This window comes from Oleomonas cavernae (assembly GCF_003590945.1).
GTDB classification, from domain to species: domain Bacteria; phylum Pseudomonadota; class Alphaproteobacteria; order Zavarziniales; family Zavarziniaceae; genus Zavarzinia; species Zavarzinia cavernae.
Genome location: NZ_QYUK01000011.1, coordinates 2,177,611 through 2,193,875, shown reverse-complemented (window position 1 = coordinate 2,193,875; position 16,265 = coordinate 2,177,611). Strand labels below are relative to the sequence as shown.

Below are 16,265 nucleotides of genomic sequence, written 5' to 3'. Positions count from 1 at the left end.
TCACCGCGTGGATGCCGGCGCAGCCCTCGACGGCGAGGGCGACGGCGACCCGGCATCGGCGGTCTTGAGGCGCACGCCGCGGCCGCCGCCATGGCTGACGGCATCGCCGTCGATCAGCTCGATGCCGGCCGCATTCAGGGCGCCGACCAGTTTCATGAGCGAGTCGACATTGCCCCGGACCACGCCGTCGCTCGCTTCCATGCGCTGGATGGTCGGCACGGAAAGCCCCGACAGCCCGGCAAGGCCACGTTGGTCGATCCCCAGAAGGGCGCGGGCGGCGCGAAGTTGAGAGGCGGTGATCATCGACCCTCCGACACAAGCAGAATTCGACTATCCGTGTCGATTCTTAGGCTCAGTGCGGAGGGATTTCAACGATGTAATTTGATGTATAAAACATCACTTGTCAGGCGAAGGCGCTGACTATGGCATCCTGGCGCCTTATTTCTCGGGCGGCGGCTGGGTCTGCAGGGCCAGGGCGTGCAACTCGCCGCCCATGGCGCCGCGCAGGGCCTGATAGACCATCTGGTGCTGCTGGACCCGGCTCTTGCCCTTGAAGGCGGACGAGACGACCTGGGCGGCATAGTGGTCGCCGTCGCCGCGCAGATCCTCGATCGTTACCTTGGCATCGGGAAAAGCCGCTTCGATCAGGCTCTTGATCCGCCCCGCTTCCATCGGCATTCGAGTCTCTCCAGGCTTGCTGACCAGGCATCACGCTACAGTATCGCCCGGGCGCTCTCAACGAGTGCCGGTTCCTTGACCTCGTCGGTGATGATGGTGAAGCCGGCGAGGACATTGGCGCCGAAGCTGTTGCTGAGCGGCACGTCCGAGGCATCGCGCCCGCGCGCCATCAGGATGCGGCCGATGCGCGGCCTGTTGTGGCGGGCGTCGACCGTGTACCAGCGGCCGCCCAGGTAGACGTCGATCCAGGCGCTGAAGTCGCCGGGGTTTACGTCGGGCGGCACGCCGATGTCGCCCAGGTAGCCGGTGCAATAGCGCGACGGGATGTTCATGCAGCGAATCAGGGTCACCGCCAAGTGGGCATAGTCGCGGCAGACGCCGACCCGTTCCTGGAAGGCATCGAAGGCCGAGCGGGTGGACCGCGCCTGCATGTAGTCGAAGCGGATATGGCCGTGGACGAAGTCGAGGATGGCCTTCACCCGGGGCCAGCCCAGCGGCGTCTTGCCGAAGGTCGCCCAGGCGAAATCCGACAGCTTGTCGGTCTCGCAATAGCGGCTGCCCAGGAGGTAGACGATGGTCTCGTCGGGCAGGTCCTGCACGGCGATCTGCGGCGCGTCATAGGGGATGTAGTCCAGCTGGCCGCTGTCGGTGATCAGGGTCCGGCCCGACAGTTTCAGCCGGCCCTTGGGGGCATGGATGCGGGCGCAGCGGTTGCCGAAACCGTCATAATAATAGTGTACAGGCAGTAGCGGGCTGGTGTGCATCTCGTCGGGTTCGAGCAGGTCGCCCATGCGCGAGGCATGGACGCTGAGCATCAGGACCATCGGCGTCGGCTGCGGCAGGTCGTAGCTGATCTCGTAGCCGAGGCGGATCTTCATCGGTCAGTCCCTTTCGTTCGGTCGCTCGCAAAGACCGAACGCCAGGGACGACCCGATGGGTCCTTCGAGACGGCGGATTCAGGCTTGTTGGGCCATGTAGGCCGGCAGCCAACCCTCGTGGGCGGCACGCATGTCGGCCAGTGTAGCCTTATTCGCGCCGTCGATGGTGAGAGAATTACCGCCCGTGGTGCCCAAAACGCTGACCGGCACGCCGGCAGCGCGGGCGCGGTCGATCACGCTCTCCACCCGGTCGGGCGTGAGACCCAGGACATAGCGGCCCTGATCCTCGCCGAACCAGAAGGCGTGAAGCTGGCCGGCGCCGTCCGGCGTGGCCAGGGTGGCGCCCTCGTTGCCCGCCAGGGCCATTTCAGCGACCGCGACCAGCAGGCCGCCATCGGCGACGTCGTGGCAGGTAACCACCTCGCCCGCCTGGATCAGGCCGCGCACGAAGTCGCCGTTGCGCTTCTCGACGGCCAGATCCACCGGCGGCGGGGCACCGTCTTCACGGCCGGCGATTTCGCGCAGGTAGATCGAGGCGCCCAGCCAGCCGGCCGTCTCGCCGACCAGCACGATGGTCTCGGCCGGTGCCTTGAAGCGGACCGAGGCGAAGCGGTGGTAGTCGTTCAGCAGGCCGATGCCGCCGATCGCCGGCGTCGGCTGCACACCGGCGCCCATGGTCTCGTTGTAGAGCGAGACATTGCCCGAGACGACGGGGTAGTCGAGCGCGCGGCAGGCCGCGGCGATGCCTTCGATGGCGCCCACGAACTGGCCCATGATCTCGGGCCGCTGCGGGTTGCCGAAATTCATGCAGTCGGTGATCGCGAGCGGCGTGCCGCCGACCGCGGTGATGTTGCGCCAGGTCTCGGCCACCGCCTGCTTGCCGCCCTCGACCGGGTCGGCGAAGACATAGCGCGGGGTGCAGTCGGTGGTGACGGCCAGGCCCTTGTGGGTCTCGCGGATGCGCACCATGGCGGCGTCGCCGCCGGGCCGCACCACGGTGTCGCCGCCGACCAGATGGTCGTACTGCTCGATGATCCAGCGCTTGGAACACAGGTCGGGCGTGCCCAGCAGCTTGACCAGGGTGTCCCCTAAGTCGCGGCTGGCCGGCACGTCCTCGGCCGCGATCGCCGCCGACTTGGGCGTCGGCACCCAGGGGCGGTCATACATCGGCGCCCGCTCGGTCAGCGGCTCGACCGGGATGTCGCCCACCACGTCGCCCTTGTGGCGCAGCACCAGGTGGCCGGTATCGGTAACCTTGCCGATCACGGCAAAGGCCAAGCCCCATTTCTCGAAGATCGCCAGGGCTTCCTGCTCGCGCCCGGGCTTGAGGATCATCAGCATGCGTTCCTGGCTTTCCGAGAGCATCATCTCGTAGGCCGTCATGCCGGTTTCGCGCTGGGGCACGTCGTCGAGGGTCAGTTCCAGGCCGACACCGCCCTTGGAGGCCATCTCGACCGAGGACGAGGTGAGGCCGGCGGCGCCCATGTCCTGGATCGCGACGATCGAATCGCCCGCCATCAGTTCGAGGCAGGCTTCCAGCAGCAGTTTTTCGACGAAGGGGTCGCCCACCTGCACGGTCGGGCGCTTCTCTTCCGAGTTCTCGTCGAATTCGGCGCTGGCCATGGTGGCGCCGTGGATGCCGTCGCGCCCGGTCTTGGAGCCGACATAGACCACGGAATTGCCGATGCCCGCCGCCGCCGAATAAAAAATCTTGTTCGTCTGAGCGAGACCGACGGTCATGGCATTGACCAGGATGTTGCCGTCATAGGCCGGATGGAAGGTGCATTCGCCGCCGACGTTGGGAATGCCCATGCAATTGCCGTAACCGCCGATGCCGGCGACCACGCCCGAGACCAAGTGCCGGGTCTTGGGGTGTTCCGGGCTGCCGAAGCGCAGGGGATCGAGGATCGCGATCGGCCTGGCACCCATGGTGAAGACGTCGCGCAGGATGCCGCCGACCCCGGTCGCGGCGCCCTGGTAGGGCTCGATGTAACTGGGGTGGTTGTGGCTTTCCATCTTGAAGACGGCGGCCAGGCCATCGCCCAGGTCGACCACGCCGGCATTCTCGCCGGGGCCGCAGATGACCTGCGGGCCGGTGGTCGGCAGCTTCTTCAGGTGGATGCGCGAGGATTTGTAGGAACAATGCTCGGACCACATGACCGAGAAGATGCCCAGTTCGGTCAGGTTGGGTTCGCGCCCCATGATATCCAGGACGCGGGCATATTCGTCGGGGGCCAAGCCATGCTCGGCGACGATCTCTGGCGTAATCTCGGTCATTACGGAAGGGCCTTGACGAGGCTTTCGAACAGGATGGCGCCATCGGTCCCGCCGATCACGTCTTCCGTCATGTTCTCAGGGTGAGGCATCAGGCCCAGCACGTTGCGGGTCTCGTTGAAGACACCGGCGATATTGCGCGAGGCCCCGTTGGGCGAGGAGTCGGGCGTGATCTGGCCAGCCGGATCGCAGTAGCGGAAGGCGACGAGGCCTTCGCCTTCCAGGCGATCGAGCGTCGTGTCATCCGCGAAATAGTTCCCCTCGGCATGGGCGACCGGCACGCGGATGACCTGGCCCGGCTGGTACAGCGAGGTGAAGGCGGCGTTGGTCGCCTCGACCCGCAGGTGCACGTCGCGGCAGACGAATTTCAGCGAGGCGTTGCGCATCAAGGTGCCCGGCACCAGGCCGGCCTCGGCCAGGATCTGGAAGCCGTTGCAGATGCCGATCACGGCACCGCCGCGGGCGGCATGGTCCTTGACCGCGCGCATGATCGGCGAGAGCGCCGACATGGCGCCGCAGCGCAGATAGTCGCCATAGGAGAAGCCGCCGGGCAGCACGACCAGGTCGGTGCCCTCGGGCAGGTCGGTGTCACCGTGCCAGACATAGCTGGCGGGGCGGTGCGCGGCCCGTTCGATGGCCAGCGCCACATCGCGCTCGCGGTTCGATCCGGGGAAGACGACGACGGCCGCCTTCATGGTTACACCAGCTCGATCGAGTAGTTTTCGATCACCGTGTTGGCCAGCAGCTTCTCGCACATCGCCTTGACCGCTGCCTGTGCCTTGGCGGCGTCGGTCTCGGCCAGTTCGAGTTCGAGGTATTTGCCCTGCCGGACATCTTCGACACCGCCAAAGCCCAGCGAGGCTAGGGCGCCGGCGATCGCCTTGCCCTGGGGATCGAGAACGCCGTGTTTCAGCGTGACGTGGACGCGCGCCTTCACTGGATCACCTGTTCGTTGCTTTAAGCTCTGAATCGTCATCCCGGAAACCGCGACAGCGGTTATCCGGGATCTCGTCGGGACGGGCGCAGGTGCTTTTTCGTCACAAGATCCCGGCTCGAGGCCGGGACGACGCCTTCCCTTTACACCTACCTACTGCATCACCTCGGGCCTTTCATGTCGCGGGGGCCGCCTTCGGGGAGAATCCCCAGGCGACGCGCCACTTCCTGATAGGCCTCTTCCGAGCCGCCGAGGTCGCGACGGAAGCGGTCCTTGTCCAGCTTCTCGTTGGTGCGGATGTCCCACAGGCGGCAATTGTCCGGGCTGATCTCGTCGGCCAGGATGATGCGCATCTCGTCGTTCTGCCACAGCCGGCCGAATTCGACCTTGAAGTCGACCAGGCGGATGCCGACGCCTAAGAACAGGCCGATCAGGAAATCGTTGATCCGCAGCGCCAGGGCCATGACGTCGTCGATGTCCTGGGGCGAGGCCCAGCCGAAGGCGGTGATATGCTCTTCGGTCACCATCGGGTCGTTGAGCTCGTCGGCCTTGTAGAAGAACTCGACGATCGAACGGGGCAGTTGCGTGCCCTCGGGAATCCCGAGTCGGGTCGAGATCGAGCCGGCGGCGACATTGCGCACCACGACCTCGAGCGGAATGATCTCCACTTCCTTGATCAACTGCTCGCGCATGTTCAGCCGCCGGACGAAATGCGTCGGCACGCCGATCTCGTTGAGCAAGGTCATGATATATTCGGAGATGCGATTGTTGATCACGCCCTTACCCGTGATCGTCCCCTTCTTCTGATTGTTGAAGGCGGTCGCATCGTCTTTGAAATATTGCACCAGGGTGCCAGGCTCGGGCCCTTCGTAAAGGATCTTCGCCTTGCCCTCGTAAATCTGCTTGCGGCGGCTCATGGGTGATTAAGTCCTCTGGCGGGGCCAGATCGAGAAAACGAAGCCGGCGCGGTCAAGCCCATAGGGCTCCGCGCGAAGCGGGACCATACAGGATGGTCCCCGATAAACAATCCGCCCATGAAAGCCCGGGCGCGGCCGATCGCCCCTTGCCAAGAAGGCCGCTGATCCCCTTATATCCGGGCAAGATTTCGCTACTTCAGGGGATGCGTAATGGTCGATTTCAAGGATCGCGAAACCGGCTTCGAGGCCAAGTTCGCCCATGACGAGGACAAGCGATTCCGCGCCGTCGCCCGGCGCAACAAGCTCCTCGGCCTGTGGGCTGCCGGCAAGCTCGGCATGTCCGGAGATGCCGCCGAGGCCTATGCCAAGGAAGTGATCGTCGCGGATTTCGTCGAGGCCGGTGACGAGGACGTCGTCCGCAAGGTTCTGGCCGACTTTGTCGGCAAGGGCCTGGATCTGACGGACCGCCACATTCGGGCCGAGATCGAGCTGCTGAACAACAAAGTCCTGTCCGAGATCGAGTAGGAACCCCGGCGATGGCGACGATTTCCATCGCGCTCGAGCCGCCCGATCAGCCCGATGTGCTGGCGCTGATTCGGGCCCTCGACGATTTCCACGCCGGCCTCTACCCGGCCGACAGCAATCATTTCCTGGATGTCGAGAGCATGAAGGGGCCGGCGGTCTCCTTCGTGGTCGCGCGCCTGGATGGGGCGGCGGTGGGCTGCGGCGCCTTGCTGCGTGACCCCCGTGGCTTCGGCGAGATCAAGCGCATGTATCTGACGCCGGACGCCCGGGGCCAGGGCATCGGCCGCAAGATTCTGGACCGGCTGATCGCCCTGGCCGAGGAAGCCGGCCTTGCCCCGCTTCGGCTGGAGACCGGCATCCACAACCTCGAGGCGCTCAGCCTCTATCGCTCGCTCGGTTTTGCCGAGCGGGGGCCGTTCGGCGATTACGCGCCGGATCCCAACAGCGTGTTCCTGGAGCGGCGCGGCTAAAGCCCGCGCCGGACATCAACGCAGCGGCCTGCCCTCAGCGATTCGGGGAACGCGGCTCGTCGGCCACGATGACGACGCCGGTGCAGGCGCCGGTGCCGCCGCTGCTGGCGGCCTGAACCAGGCGGAAACAGCGCTTAGGGGCAGGTTCGGTAGTGGTGGTCTCGGCCGGTCGCGAAGCAGTCTGCTCGGGCGCGGTGGCTTGGATAGCGGGGCTCATGATGGAACTCGTTTGCCTTTGTTGGACGGTATCGTCCGGACAAGAATGCAACATTCCGCGTTTGGGATCCGTGATCTGAATCACATCGGGGTGTGTTGTGGCATTTTTGTCACGGGTTCGGGGGCCGCAGGCCATGCACCCGACGCAGCCTGCCATCTGCGTCCCCGGCATTATCGGGTTGCCGGGCCTCGGCTAAGCTTGGCCCATGACCAGCCCTGTATCGACGCTTGAAGCCGCCCCGCCCGTGGGGCGCCTTGTCATCTTTGCCATGGCGATCGCTTGCGGCATCGCCGTCGCCAACCTCTACTACAGCCAGCCGCTGCTGGGCCTGATCGCCGCCGACCTGGGCTTGAGCGAGGGGGCCGTCGGCATCGTGCCGATGGCGACCCAGATCGGCTATGCGCTGGGATTGTTCCTGCTGGTGCCCCTGGGCGACATGCTCGATCGCCGCCGGCTGATCCTGATCCAGGCGGGTGCGCTGACCCTGGCGCTGGTCGGGGTTGCCCTGTCGCCCAATCTCGTGGTGCTGATCGTCGGTTCGGTAGCCATCGGCATCGCCTCGTCCATCGCCCAGCAGATCATTCCCTTTGCCGCGGAACTGGCCGACGACGGCAGCCGGGGCCGGGTGGTCGGCGTGGTGATGAGCGGCCTGCTGGCCGGCATTCTGCTGGCCCGGGTCTTTTCCGGCCTGGTCGGGGAACATTTCGGCTGGCGCACCACCTATTGGCTGGCGGCGCTGCTGACCATCGGCCTGGGCGTCATGCTGGGGCGGATATTGCCCAGGGGCCGTGCCCGTCCCGACACGCGCTATCTGGCCCTGCTCGCCTCGATCGGTGCGGTGGCAAGGCGCAACCCGCTGCTGATCAAATCGGCCGTCGTCCAGTCGACCCTGTTCTGGGGCTTCTCGGTGTTCTGGTCGACCCTGGCGCTCTACCTCGCCAGCCCGCGCTTCCTGCTGGGGGCCGATGTCGCCGGGCTGTTCGGCATCCTGGCGCTGGTCGGTGTGTTCGCCGCCCCATTGCCGGGCGCCTGGCCGATACCCGTGGCCCGGCGGTGACCATCGGCGCCGGTGTCGCACTGGTGGCCGTGGGTTTCCTCGATTTCGCCCTGCTGCCCAACCTGACGGGCCTCATCATCGGCGTGATCGTGATCGATTTCGGGGTTCAGCTCTCGATGGTCTCGCACCAAGCGCGGATCTTCGCCCTGGAACCGGCGGCCCGCAGCCGCATCAACACGGTCTTCATGACCGCGCTGTTTTCGGTCGGGGCCATGGGCTCGGGTGCCGCCAGCATCGCCTGGGTGAACGGCGGCTGGCTGGCGGTGTCGCTACTGGGGCTGGGTGCTGCGTTGCTGGGCCTCGCCGTACACTTGTTGTGGCATCCGCGCCGCTAGGCCGGCTCGCGGCCGGCGTGTGGAACTGGACCTGGCCTGCAACTTTCGGCATGATGCTGCCGCTCAGCCGCAAGGCTGCAACAACAGGCGGGTATAATCGCCGTATGTGCTGCATAGCGTTCGGGGGACACATGCCGGCTTTTCCGTCCACGATCGATCTGGCTGCCCTGAACGGCTCTGACGGCTTCGCCCTTGTCGGGCCTGGCGACTATCAGGCGGAATTCAACGGCGACCATGTGGCCGGCGTCGGCGATATCAACGGCGACGGTTTCGATGATGTCCTGTCCGGCGCCACCCGCGTCGGCGCCTGGTACGACGGCGCCGTGCAACTCATCCGGGGCACGGACGCGCCGCATCCGGCCCTGGGCAGCCTGGGCGGCTTCGAATTCGTCCCCGAAGGCGGCGAGTACGAATATTTCGGTCGCGTCCAGGGGGCAGGCGATGTCAACGGCGACGGCTTCGCCGATTTCATCGCCAGTGGGGGCGGCGGCACCCTTTACTATACGCCGGCGAACTATGTCGTCTTCGGCTCGGATGGGGCGTTGCCCTACAGTCTGGTGACTGTCAACGGCACCAACGGCTTCAAGGTGCAGGACGGCACGGTCAGCGCCGCGGGCGACGTCAATGGCGACGGCTTCAGCGACCTGTTCCTGGGCACCAGCGTCGTCTTCGGCAAGGCCGGCGGCTTCACTGAATTCGTCGATGCCACGGGCCTTGATGGCACCAACGGCTTTGCGCTGACCGGCGTCGTCGGCCCTTACACCTCTGCGGGCGACGTCAACGGCGACGGCTTCGGCGACCTCATCATCGGCAACAGCCAGGCCGACACCAACGGCACCAATTCGGGCGAGGCCTATCTCGTCTTCGGCAAGGCCGGCGGCTTCGCGGCCAGCTTCGACCCGGCCACGGTTGATGGCACGACGGGCTTCAAGATCGTCGGCGCGGCAGCCGGCGACATGGCCGGCAGGTCGGTCGCCTCGGCGGGCGACGTGAACGGCGATGGCTTCGACGATATCGTGGTCTTTGCCTCGGGCGCGGCCACCTCCTATGTCGTGTTCGGCAAGGCTTCCGGTTTCGGTGCCGGCATCAATCTCGCCTCGATCAACGGCACCAACGGCTTCCGCATCACCGGCTCGACCACGACCGCCAAAGCCGCCGGCGACCTGAACGGCGACGGCCTGGGAGACCTCGTCCTGAACAGCGGCCATGTCGTGTTCGGCCAGGCCGGCTTCACGGTTCCCGACATCGACGTCAGCACCCTCGACGGCACCAATGGCTTTTCTGTCGTCGGCACGGGGATCGACATCAGAAGCTGGAACTTCACCGCTGCTGGCGACATCAACGGCGACGGCTTCGACGATCTCGCCGTCGGCACGCCTTTCGCCGATGATCCGGCCGGCGAGTACAGCTACGCACAATATCCCAATGCCGTGGGCATGGTCTTCTTCATCTTCGGCCACGTCGGCCCGGCGCAGAACTGGGTGGGTACCTCGGCCAATGAGCTGCATGTCGGCAGCGGCGACGACGACATCCTGAACGGCGCCGGCGGCAAGGACCACCTCAAAGGCATCGGCGGTGACGACACCCTGATCGGCGGCCCCGGCGGCGACATCCTCGACGGCGGCGAGGGTATCGACACGGCCTCTTTCGTGGGCGCCCTGGGCGGTGTGAACGTGCAGCTTCTGACGGGAGGCGCGACCGGACCCGGCATCGGCAACGACACGCTGTTCAGCATCGAGAATGTGATCGGCAGCCAATTCGACGACTTCATCATCGGCAGCTTCGGCAACAACCGCTTGGACGGCGGGGCTGGCGCCGACCTGATGGACGCGTCCCTCGGGGACGATACCTATGTCGTCGACAATGTCGGCGACACCCTGGGCGAAGACCCCAACGAGGGCAACGATACGGTGGAGACGAGGTTGGCCGCGCTGACGCTTTTCGCCAACGTGGAAAACCTCACCTATGTCGGCTCGGGCAATTTCAGCGCCACCGGCAACAAGCTGGCGAACAACATCGAAGGCGGCAGCGGCGACGACGCCTTGAACGGCAGCCTGGGTAATGACGTCCTGTACGGCGGCGCTGGCCATGACGAGCTGAACGGGGGCCGTGGCACGGATACGCTGCACGGCGGCACGGGCGACGATACCTATATCGTGGATCATCCAGGCGATGTGGTCGAAGAGGCGGTTGGCGAGGGCCTCGACACCGTCGAGACGACGCTGAACTACACCCTGGGCGACAATGTGGATGCCCTGCTGCTGCGTGGCACCGGCGCGTTGTCGGGCACCGGCAACGGGCTTGCGAACACCTTGACGGGTAATGCCGCCAATAACACGCTGAGCGGCCTCGGCGGCGATGACACCCTGCTGGGCAAGGGCGGCAACGACAAGCTGCTGGGCGCCGAGGGGGCCGATCTGCTCGATGGCGGCACCGGCGACGACAGCATGCGCGGCGGCCTGGGCGACGACACCTATGTCGTCGACTCCGTGGGGGACGTGGCCAGCGAGGCCAACGGCGGCGGCGTCGACACGGTGCGGACCAGCGTGTCGTTCACCTTGGGCTCGGGCCTCGACAACCTGATCATCACCACGTCACAGGCGGCAAACGGGACCGGCAACAATCTGGCCAACATCCTGACCGGCGGCAACGGGGCCAATGTCCTGACCGGCGGCGGCGGCAACGATACCCTGACCGGGGACAGCGGCGCCGATACCTTCGTCTTCGGCACCGGCTTCGGCCATGACCGGATCACCGATTTCGCCGCCAACGACCTGATCAGGTTCGAGGACGGCTTGTTCACCGATTTCGCCGATGTCATGGCCCATGCCAGCCAATCGGGGGCCGATGTGGTGATCGACCACGCTCACGCCCACACGATCACGATCGAAAACTATGTGCTCGGCAACCTGAACGCCGGCGACTTCCTGTTTGCGTAAACCGCGGACTGCTTACCATCGTGGGGTACCGGAGTCGCCCGGCACCCCACGATAGTATATAGTGGCCCTGCTGCTACCTGTTCCCGGGGGAGGGACGAATGCCAGCCTTTGCAGAGACCTTCGACCTCGCCGATCTCGACGGCGAAAACGGTTTCCACCTTGTCAGCGAAGCCGGCAGTTACAATTTCGGTTACTCGATCGCCACCCTGGGCGACGTCAATGGCGACGGCTTTGATGACATTGCCGTCAATTCCTTCGACGGGCCAACCATCTTGCTCGGGGGGCAGGGGCCATTCGCGCCGTCGACCACCGTCAGCAACGAATTTCCTTTCGAAACCCGCACGGCCACGCTGCCCGACGATCTCACCGAGTATGAGAGCTGGATCGTGGGGATCGGCGACGTCAACGGCGACGGCTTCGCCGATTTCGACCACCATGCCTTCTACGCAACGGAAACCTACTACGAATACGAATACGGCGATTCCTGGACAGAAATATTCTTCCATGACTACGGCCGCATCCAGTATGGCGGCGGCAGCGCGGCGACGACCGGCAAGCGCTTCGGCGACCGCGGCCTGGAGGACGTCGACCCATCGTGGCTGGTGCCGCTCGGCGATGTGAACGGCGACGGCTTTGACGATGTCGTCGTCTATGTCCAGGACGGCTCCCACCCCAAGGTGGTCTTTGGCAGTGCCACGGGCCTTCCCGACAATGTGAACCGCGGCAGCGCCCCGAGCCTCGCCTTCACGGGGGCGTCGCCCTTTGAAATCAATGGGGCTGGCGACGTCAACGGCGACGGGATCACCGACGTGGTGGTGGGCGTCAGCGATTCCAGCGGCGTCGACCACTATGTGGTCTACGGCGGCGCGGGCCTCGCGCCCGGATTCTTCGACCTCACGTCTCTTGACGGCACCAACGGCTTCAAGCTGACCGATGCGAGGACCGTCGGTACGGTCGGCGACGTCGACGGCGATGGGCTGGACGACCTCGTCGTCAGCATGTCGGGCCGGACGAGCAGCGATCCGTATTATGTCGTCTATGGCCGGGCGGCCGGCCCCGCCGCGATCGACGCGAGTGCCGTGGACGGCAGCGATGGCTTCCAGATCGTCAATGCCGGCACGCGCTGGGTAGGCCGGGCCGGCGACATCAATGCCGACGGTCTGGACGATTTCCTGATCGGCAATGATTACGTGGTCTTCGGGCGGGCGGATGTCGGCACGGGGGGCCTCGATGCCACCAGCGTCGACGGCGACAATGGCTTCCAGATCGTGGCCACAGGCATAGACACCACCAGCAGCTGGGGCGGCTTGATCGTCCAGGCCGCGGGCGACGTGAACGGCGATGGGGTCGACGACCTCGTCGCCGGCACGCGGCTGGAAAACTCGGTCCACGTCATCCTGGGCCATGCGGCGTCAGCCGTGAACTGGGTCGGTACCTCGGCCCGCGAAAACCATGGCGGCAGCCCGGAGAACGACGTCCTGAACGGGGCCGGCGGCAACGACTACCTCCGGGGCTGGGCGGTGACGACCTGCTGATCGGCGGCGGCGGCGGCGACCTTCTCGACGGCGGCGCCGGCAACGACACGGTCGGCTTCGGCAATACCATCAATGCCGCCACCGTCGATCTTGCCGCGGGGACGTCGTCGGGCCACACCCTGGGCAACGACACGCTCGTCGGCATCGAGAACGTCATGGGCACGAACGGGGCCGACGACATCAGCGGCGACGGCGGCGACAACCGCCTCGACGGCGGCCTGGGTGCCGACCGCCTGACGGGGCGCCTGGGCAACGATACCTATGTCGTCGACAATGTGGGCGATGTGGTGGTGGAGACGCGGAACGCCGGCCACGACACGGTGCTGACCTCGCTCCATGCCTATGTCCTGGGGGCCGAGCTGGAGGACCTGACGTTCGTGGGCACGGGCAATCTCGACGCGACCGGCAACACCCTGGCCAATGTCATGACCGGCGGTGCGGGTGACGACGATCTGAATGGCGGGCGCGGCACCGACACGCTGCGCGGCGGCCTGGGCAACGACACCTATGTCGTCGATCATCCAAGCGACGTGGTGGAGGAGGCGGCGGATGCCGGCTTCGACACGGTCGAGACCACGCTGAACTACGCGCTGGGCGCCAATGTCGAGGGTCTGCTGCTGCGCGGTACCGCTGCCTTGTCCGGCACCGGCAACAGCCTTGCCAACACGCTTACCGGCAACGGCGCCAACAACACGCTCGAAGGCCTCGGCGGCGACGACACGCTGCTGGGCAAGGGCGGCAGCGACAAGCTGCTGGGCGGTGACGGGGCCGACTGGCTGGACGGCGGCACCGGCGACGACAACCTGCGCGGCGGCCTGGGCAACGATACCTATGTCGTGGACTCCGTGACCGACCTGGTCTCGGAAGCCAACGGCGACGGTGTCGACACGTTGCGGACCAGTGTCTCCTACACCCTGGGCTCGGGCCTGGAGAACCTGATCGTCACCACGTCGCAGGCGGTGACGGTCACCGGCAACAGCTTGGCCAATGTGATGACCGGCAGCAACGGTGCGAGCACCCTGGCCGGCCTGCGTGGCAACGATATCCTGACCGGCGGCGGCGGGGCGGACACCTTCGTGTTCGGCGCCAACTTCGGCAAAGACACGATCACCGATTTTGCCTCGGCCGACGTGATCAGTTTCCAGGATGGCTTGTTCACCGACTTCACGGATGTGGTGATGCATGCCGTCCAGGTCGGGTCGGATGTCGTGATCACCTACAACACGGCCAATACCATCACGCTTCAAGACTATGGGGTGGGCCTGCTGAACTCCGGCGACTTCCTGTTCGCGTAACCACCAATGTCATGGGTGCCGACGACCCTGTACTTTGCCAATGGAGATATCCTTGTGACGCAGGCCTACTGGAGTTCCACCGGAGGTCCATCCGCCGACCATATTGAAGGCGGCTCGGGTGATGACGTCCTGAATGGCGCGGGCGGCAATGACGAACTCGAGGGATGGGGCGGCAATGACACGCTGATCGGTGGTGCCGGCGGCGACAGGCTTTATGGCGGCGACGGGATCGATACGGCCAGCTATGCGGCCTCGTCCGCGGGGGTGACCGTCAACCTGACAACAAGCCGGGCCACCGGCCATGGCCTGGGCAATGACTACCTGCACAGCATTGAAAACGTCATCGGCACGCAGGGGGCTGACGACATCACCGGCGATGGTTTGGCGAACACGCTGGATGGTGGTGTGGGCGACGATCATCTCAAGGGCCTGGGCGGCAACGATATCCTGATCGGCGGCCTGGGCTCGGACAGGCTGGATGGCGGTGATGGTGCCGACACGGCCAGTTATGCCAATGCCTCGAGCCCTGTCACCGTCAATCTGCTGACGGGCACGGCAACCGGTGACGGTTCGGGCACCGATACGCTGATCAGCGTCGAGAATGTGACCGGCACCGTCGGTGCCGACGATATTACCGGCGATGCGGCCGCCAATCGCCTGGAAGGCAGGGGCGGGGCCGATTTCCTGCGTGGCGGCCTTGGCGATGACACCTATGTGATCAACGACCTCCGGGCCACGATCGTCGAAGCGCCCGGCGGTGGCATCGACACGGTGCTGACCGCGCTGTCGACCTACACGCTGGGCGCCGGTGTCGAGAACCTCACCCATATCGAGACCGCCTATCTCTCCTATTTGCGCGGGACCGGCAACGAGCTCGCGAATGTCATCACGGGGGCAAACAGTACTGAATGGGGCGACGTCCTGACGGGCGCCGGCGGCGATGACGATCTCAGGGGCCTGGCCGGCGACGACATGCTGATCGGCGGTTCAGGCGGTGACCGGTTGGATGGCGGCGATGACTATGACACCGCCAGTTTCGCGACCGGCTCGGGCGGTGTCGTCGTCAATCTCGTGACCGGCAAGGCAAGTGGCCGTGGCCTGGGCAATGACACGCTGATCCGGATCGAGAATGTGATCGGCACCAGCGGTGCCGACGACATCACCGGCCACAATGGCGCCAACCGCCTGGATGGCGGGGCGGGGGCCGACATCCTGCGGGGCGGCCTGGGCAAGGACACCTATGTCGTCGACGATGCGGGCGACGCCGTGATCGAGGCGCGCGACGCCGGGGTCGACACGGTGCAGGCCAAGCTGGCCGCCTACACGCTGAGCGCCGACGTGGAAAATCTCGCCTACATCGGGACGGGCAGCTTCGTCGGCGGCGGCAATGGCCTCGCCAATCTCATCACCGGCGGTGCCGGGGCGGACAGGTTGAGGGGTGGGGACGGCGACGACGAGCTGCGGGGCCTGGGGGGTGACGACAGTCTGGCCGGCGATGCGGGCGATGACCGGCTGGACGGCGGCGATGGGATCGACACGGCCAGTTATGAGGCGGCCTCGGCCGGTGTCACCGTCAATCTGGCCACTGGCAAGGCAAGTGGCCAGGGCAACGACACGCTGATCCGCATCGAAAACGTGATCGGTACCAGCGGTGCCGATGTGATCACCGGTGATGCACGCGACAACCGGCTGGATGGCGGCGCCGGCAACGATATTCTGCGCGGCGGCCGGGGCAATGACACCTATGTCGTCAATGCCGCGAATGACGTCGTTTCGGAGGCCGATGGCGATGGCATCGACACGGTGCGGGCCAATGCGTCCTGGACCCTGGGCTCGGGCGTCGAGAATCTGGTCCTCACCGCCGCCTGGGCGAACGGTACGGGCAACAGCCTGGCCAACAAGCTGGTGGGCGGTGACGGGGCCAATGTCCTGACCGGGCTGCGCGGCAACGACACGTTGATAGGTGGCAATGGCGCGGACACTTTTGTCTTCGGCACTAGTTTCGGCCGCGACCGGATCACGGACTTTGCCGACAATGATATGATCCGAATGCAGGATGGCCTGTTCACAAGCTTCGCCGATGTGCAGGCTCACGCGGCTCAGGTGGGGGTGGATATTGTCATTACCTTGGACAGCGCCAATATCATTACCATCCACAACTATGCGCTGGCCAACATGAACGCCGGCGACTTCCTGTTCGCGTAACCATCG

Annotated in this window: 16 protein-coding genes; 8 read left to right on the top strand and 8 right to left on the bottom strand. The window is 65.6% G+C overall.

What is annotated here, in order from left to right:
* From D3874_RS14345 to purC, 7 genes are all read right to left on the bottom strand, one after another.
* Positions 1-303, bottom strand: a complete 303-nt coding sequence (locus D3874_RS14345) for a helix-turn-helix domain-containing protein (protein ID WP_119778688.1) — start codon at positions 301-303, stop codon at positions 1-3.
* A 135-nt stretch (positions 304-438) separates the two neighbouring features.
* Positions 439-678, bottom strand: coding sequence for a BolA family protein (locus tag D3874_RS14340; RefSeq protein WP_119778687.1), 240 nt, complete (start codon positions 676-678; stop codon positions 439-441).
* A 35-nt stretch (positions 679-713) separates the two neighbouring features.
* Entirely contained in the window at positions 714-1,556 is an 843-nt protein-coding gene (locus D3874_RS14335; protein ID WP_119778686.1) for a transglutaminase-like domain-containing protein, read from the bottom strand.
* A gap of 78 nt (positions 1,557-1,634) precedes the next feature.
* Positions 1,635-3,833, bottom strand: coding sequence for a phosphoribosylformylglycinamidine synthase subunit PurL (gene purL / locus D3874_RS14330; protein WP_119778685.1), 2,199 nt, complete (start codon positions 3,831-3,833; stop codon positions 1,635-1,637).
* The gene (purQ, locus tag D3874_RS14325; RefSeq protein WP_119778684.1) at positions 3,833-4,525 is read right to left on the bottom strand and encodes a phosphoribosylformylglycinamidine synthase subunit PurQ; all 693 of its coding nucleotides are present in this window, start codon (positions 4,523-4,525) and stop codon (positions 3,833-3,835) included. The genes purL and purQ overlap by 1 nt, the downstream gene beginning before the upstream one ends.
* Before the next feature lie 2 nt (positions 4,526-4,527).
* Complete coding sequence (purS, locus tag D3874_RS14320; RefSeq protein ID WP_119778683.1) at positions 4,528-4,767, bottom strand: phosphoribosylformylglycinamidine synthase subunit PurS; 240 nt, start codon at positions 4,765-4,767, stop codon at positions 4,528-4,530.
* 158 nt (positions 4,768-4,925) lie between these two features.
* Positions 4,926-5,681 (bottom strand): phosphoribosylaminoimidazolesuccinocarboxamide synthase, encoded by a 756-nt coding sequence (gene purC / locus D3874_RS14315; RefSeq protein WP_119778682.1) that lies wholly within the window; start codon positions 5,679-5,681, stop codon positions 4,926-4,928.
* 210 nt (positions 5,682-5,891) lie between these two features.
* Here purC and D3874_RS14310 point away from each other — a divergent pair, with 210 nt between their 5' ends.
* Positions 5,892-6,206 carry a DUF1476 domain-containing protein gene (locus D3874_RS14310; protein ID WP_119778681.1) on the top strand — a complete coding sequence of 105 codons (315 nt, stop codon included), beginning with the start codon at positions 5,892-5,894 and terminating at the stop codon, positions 6,204-6,206.
* 11 nt (positions 6,207-6,217) lie between these two features.
* Positions 6,218-6,676, top strand: coding sequence for a GNAT family N-acetyltransferase (locus tag D3874_RS14305; protein ID WP_119778680.1), 459 nt, complete (start codon positions 6,218-6,220; stop codon positions 6,674-6,676).
* A 34-nt stretch (positions 6,677-6,710) separates the two neighbouring features.
* Here the strand turns inward: D3874_RS14305 and D3874_RS28035 are convergent, their stop codons facing one another.
* Positions 6,711-6,893, bottom strand: a complete 183-nt coding sequence (locus D3874_RS28035; RefSeq protein ID WP_147385671.1) for a hypothetical protein — start codon at positions 6,891-6,893, stop codon at positions 6,711-6,713.
* 205 nt (positions 6,894-7,098) lie between these two features.
* On the opposite strand from D3874_RS28035, the gene D3874_RS14300 reads away from it, so the two are divergent.
* The 6 genes from D3874_RS14300 to D3874_RS14280 all read left to right on the top strand — a co-directional run bounded on the left by D3874_RS14300 (position 7,099) and on the right by D3874_RS14280 (position 16,259).
* On the top strand, positions 7,099-7,950 hold the full coding sequence (locus D3874_RS14300) for an MFS transporter (RefSeq protein ID WP_233559949.1): 852 nt from the start codon (positions 7,099-7,101) through the stop codon (positions 7,948-7,950).
* Entirely contained in the window at positions 7,947-8,285 is a 339-nt protein-coding gene (locus D3874_RS30390) for an MFS transporter (protein WP_233559948.1), read from the top strand. The genes D3874_RS14300 and D3874_RS30390 overlap by 4 nt, the downstream gene beginning before the upstream one ends.
* Positions 8,286-8,416: 131 nt before the next feature.
* Positions 8,417-11,224 carry a beta strand repeat-containing protein gene (locus tag D3874_RS31210; RefSeq protein ID WP_158596033.1) on the top strand — a complete coding sequence of 936 codons (2,808 nt, stop codon included), beginning with the start codon at positions 8,417-8,419 and terminating at the stop codon, positions 11,222-11,224.
* Between the two features lie 98 nt (positions 11,225-11,322).
* On the top strand, positions 11,323-12,759 hold the full coding sequence (locus D3874_RS14290) for an integrin alpha (protein WP_119778678.1): 1,437 nt from the start codon (positions 11,323-11,325) through the stop codon (positions 12,757-12,759).
* A 155-nt stretch (positions 12,760-12,914) separates the two neighbouring features.
* Positions 12,915-14,054, top strand: a complete 1,140-nt coding sequence (locus tag D3874_RS14285; RefSeq protein WP_119778677.1) for a calcium-binding protein — start codon at positions 12,915-12,917, stop codon at positions 14,052-14,054.
* Positions 14,055-14,108: 54 nt separating this feature from the next.
* Positions 14,109-16,259: a beta strand repeat-containing protein gene (locus tag D3874_RS14280; RefSeq protein WP_158596031.1), complete on the top strand. Its 2,151-nt coding sequence runs from the start codon at positions 14,109-14,111 to the stop codon at positions 16,257-16,259.
* Positions 16,260-16,265: the final 6 nt, after the last annotated feature.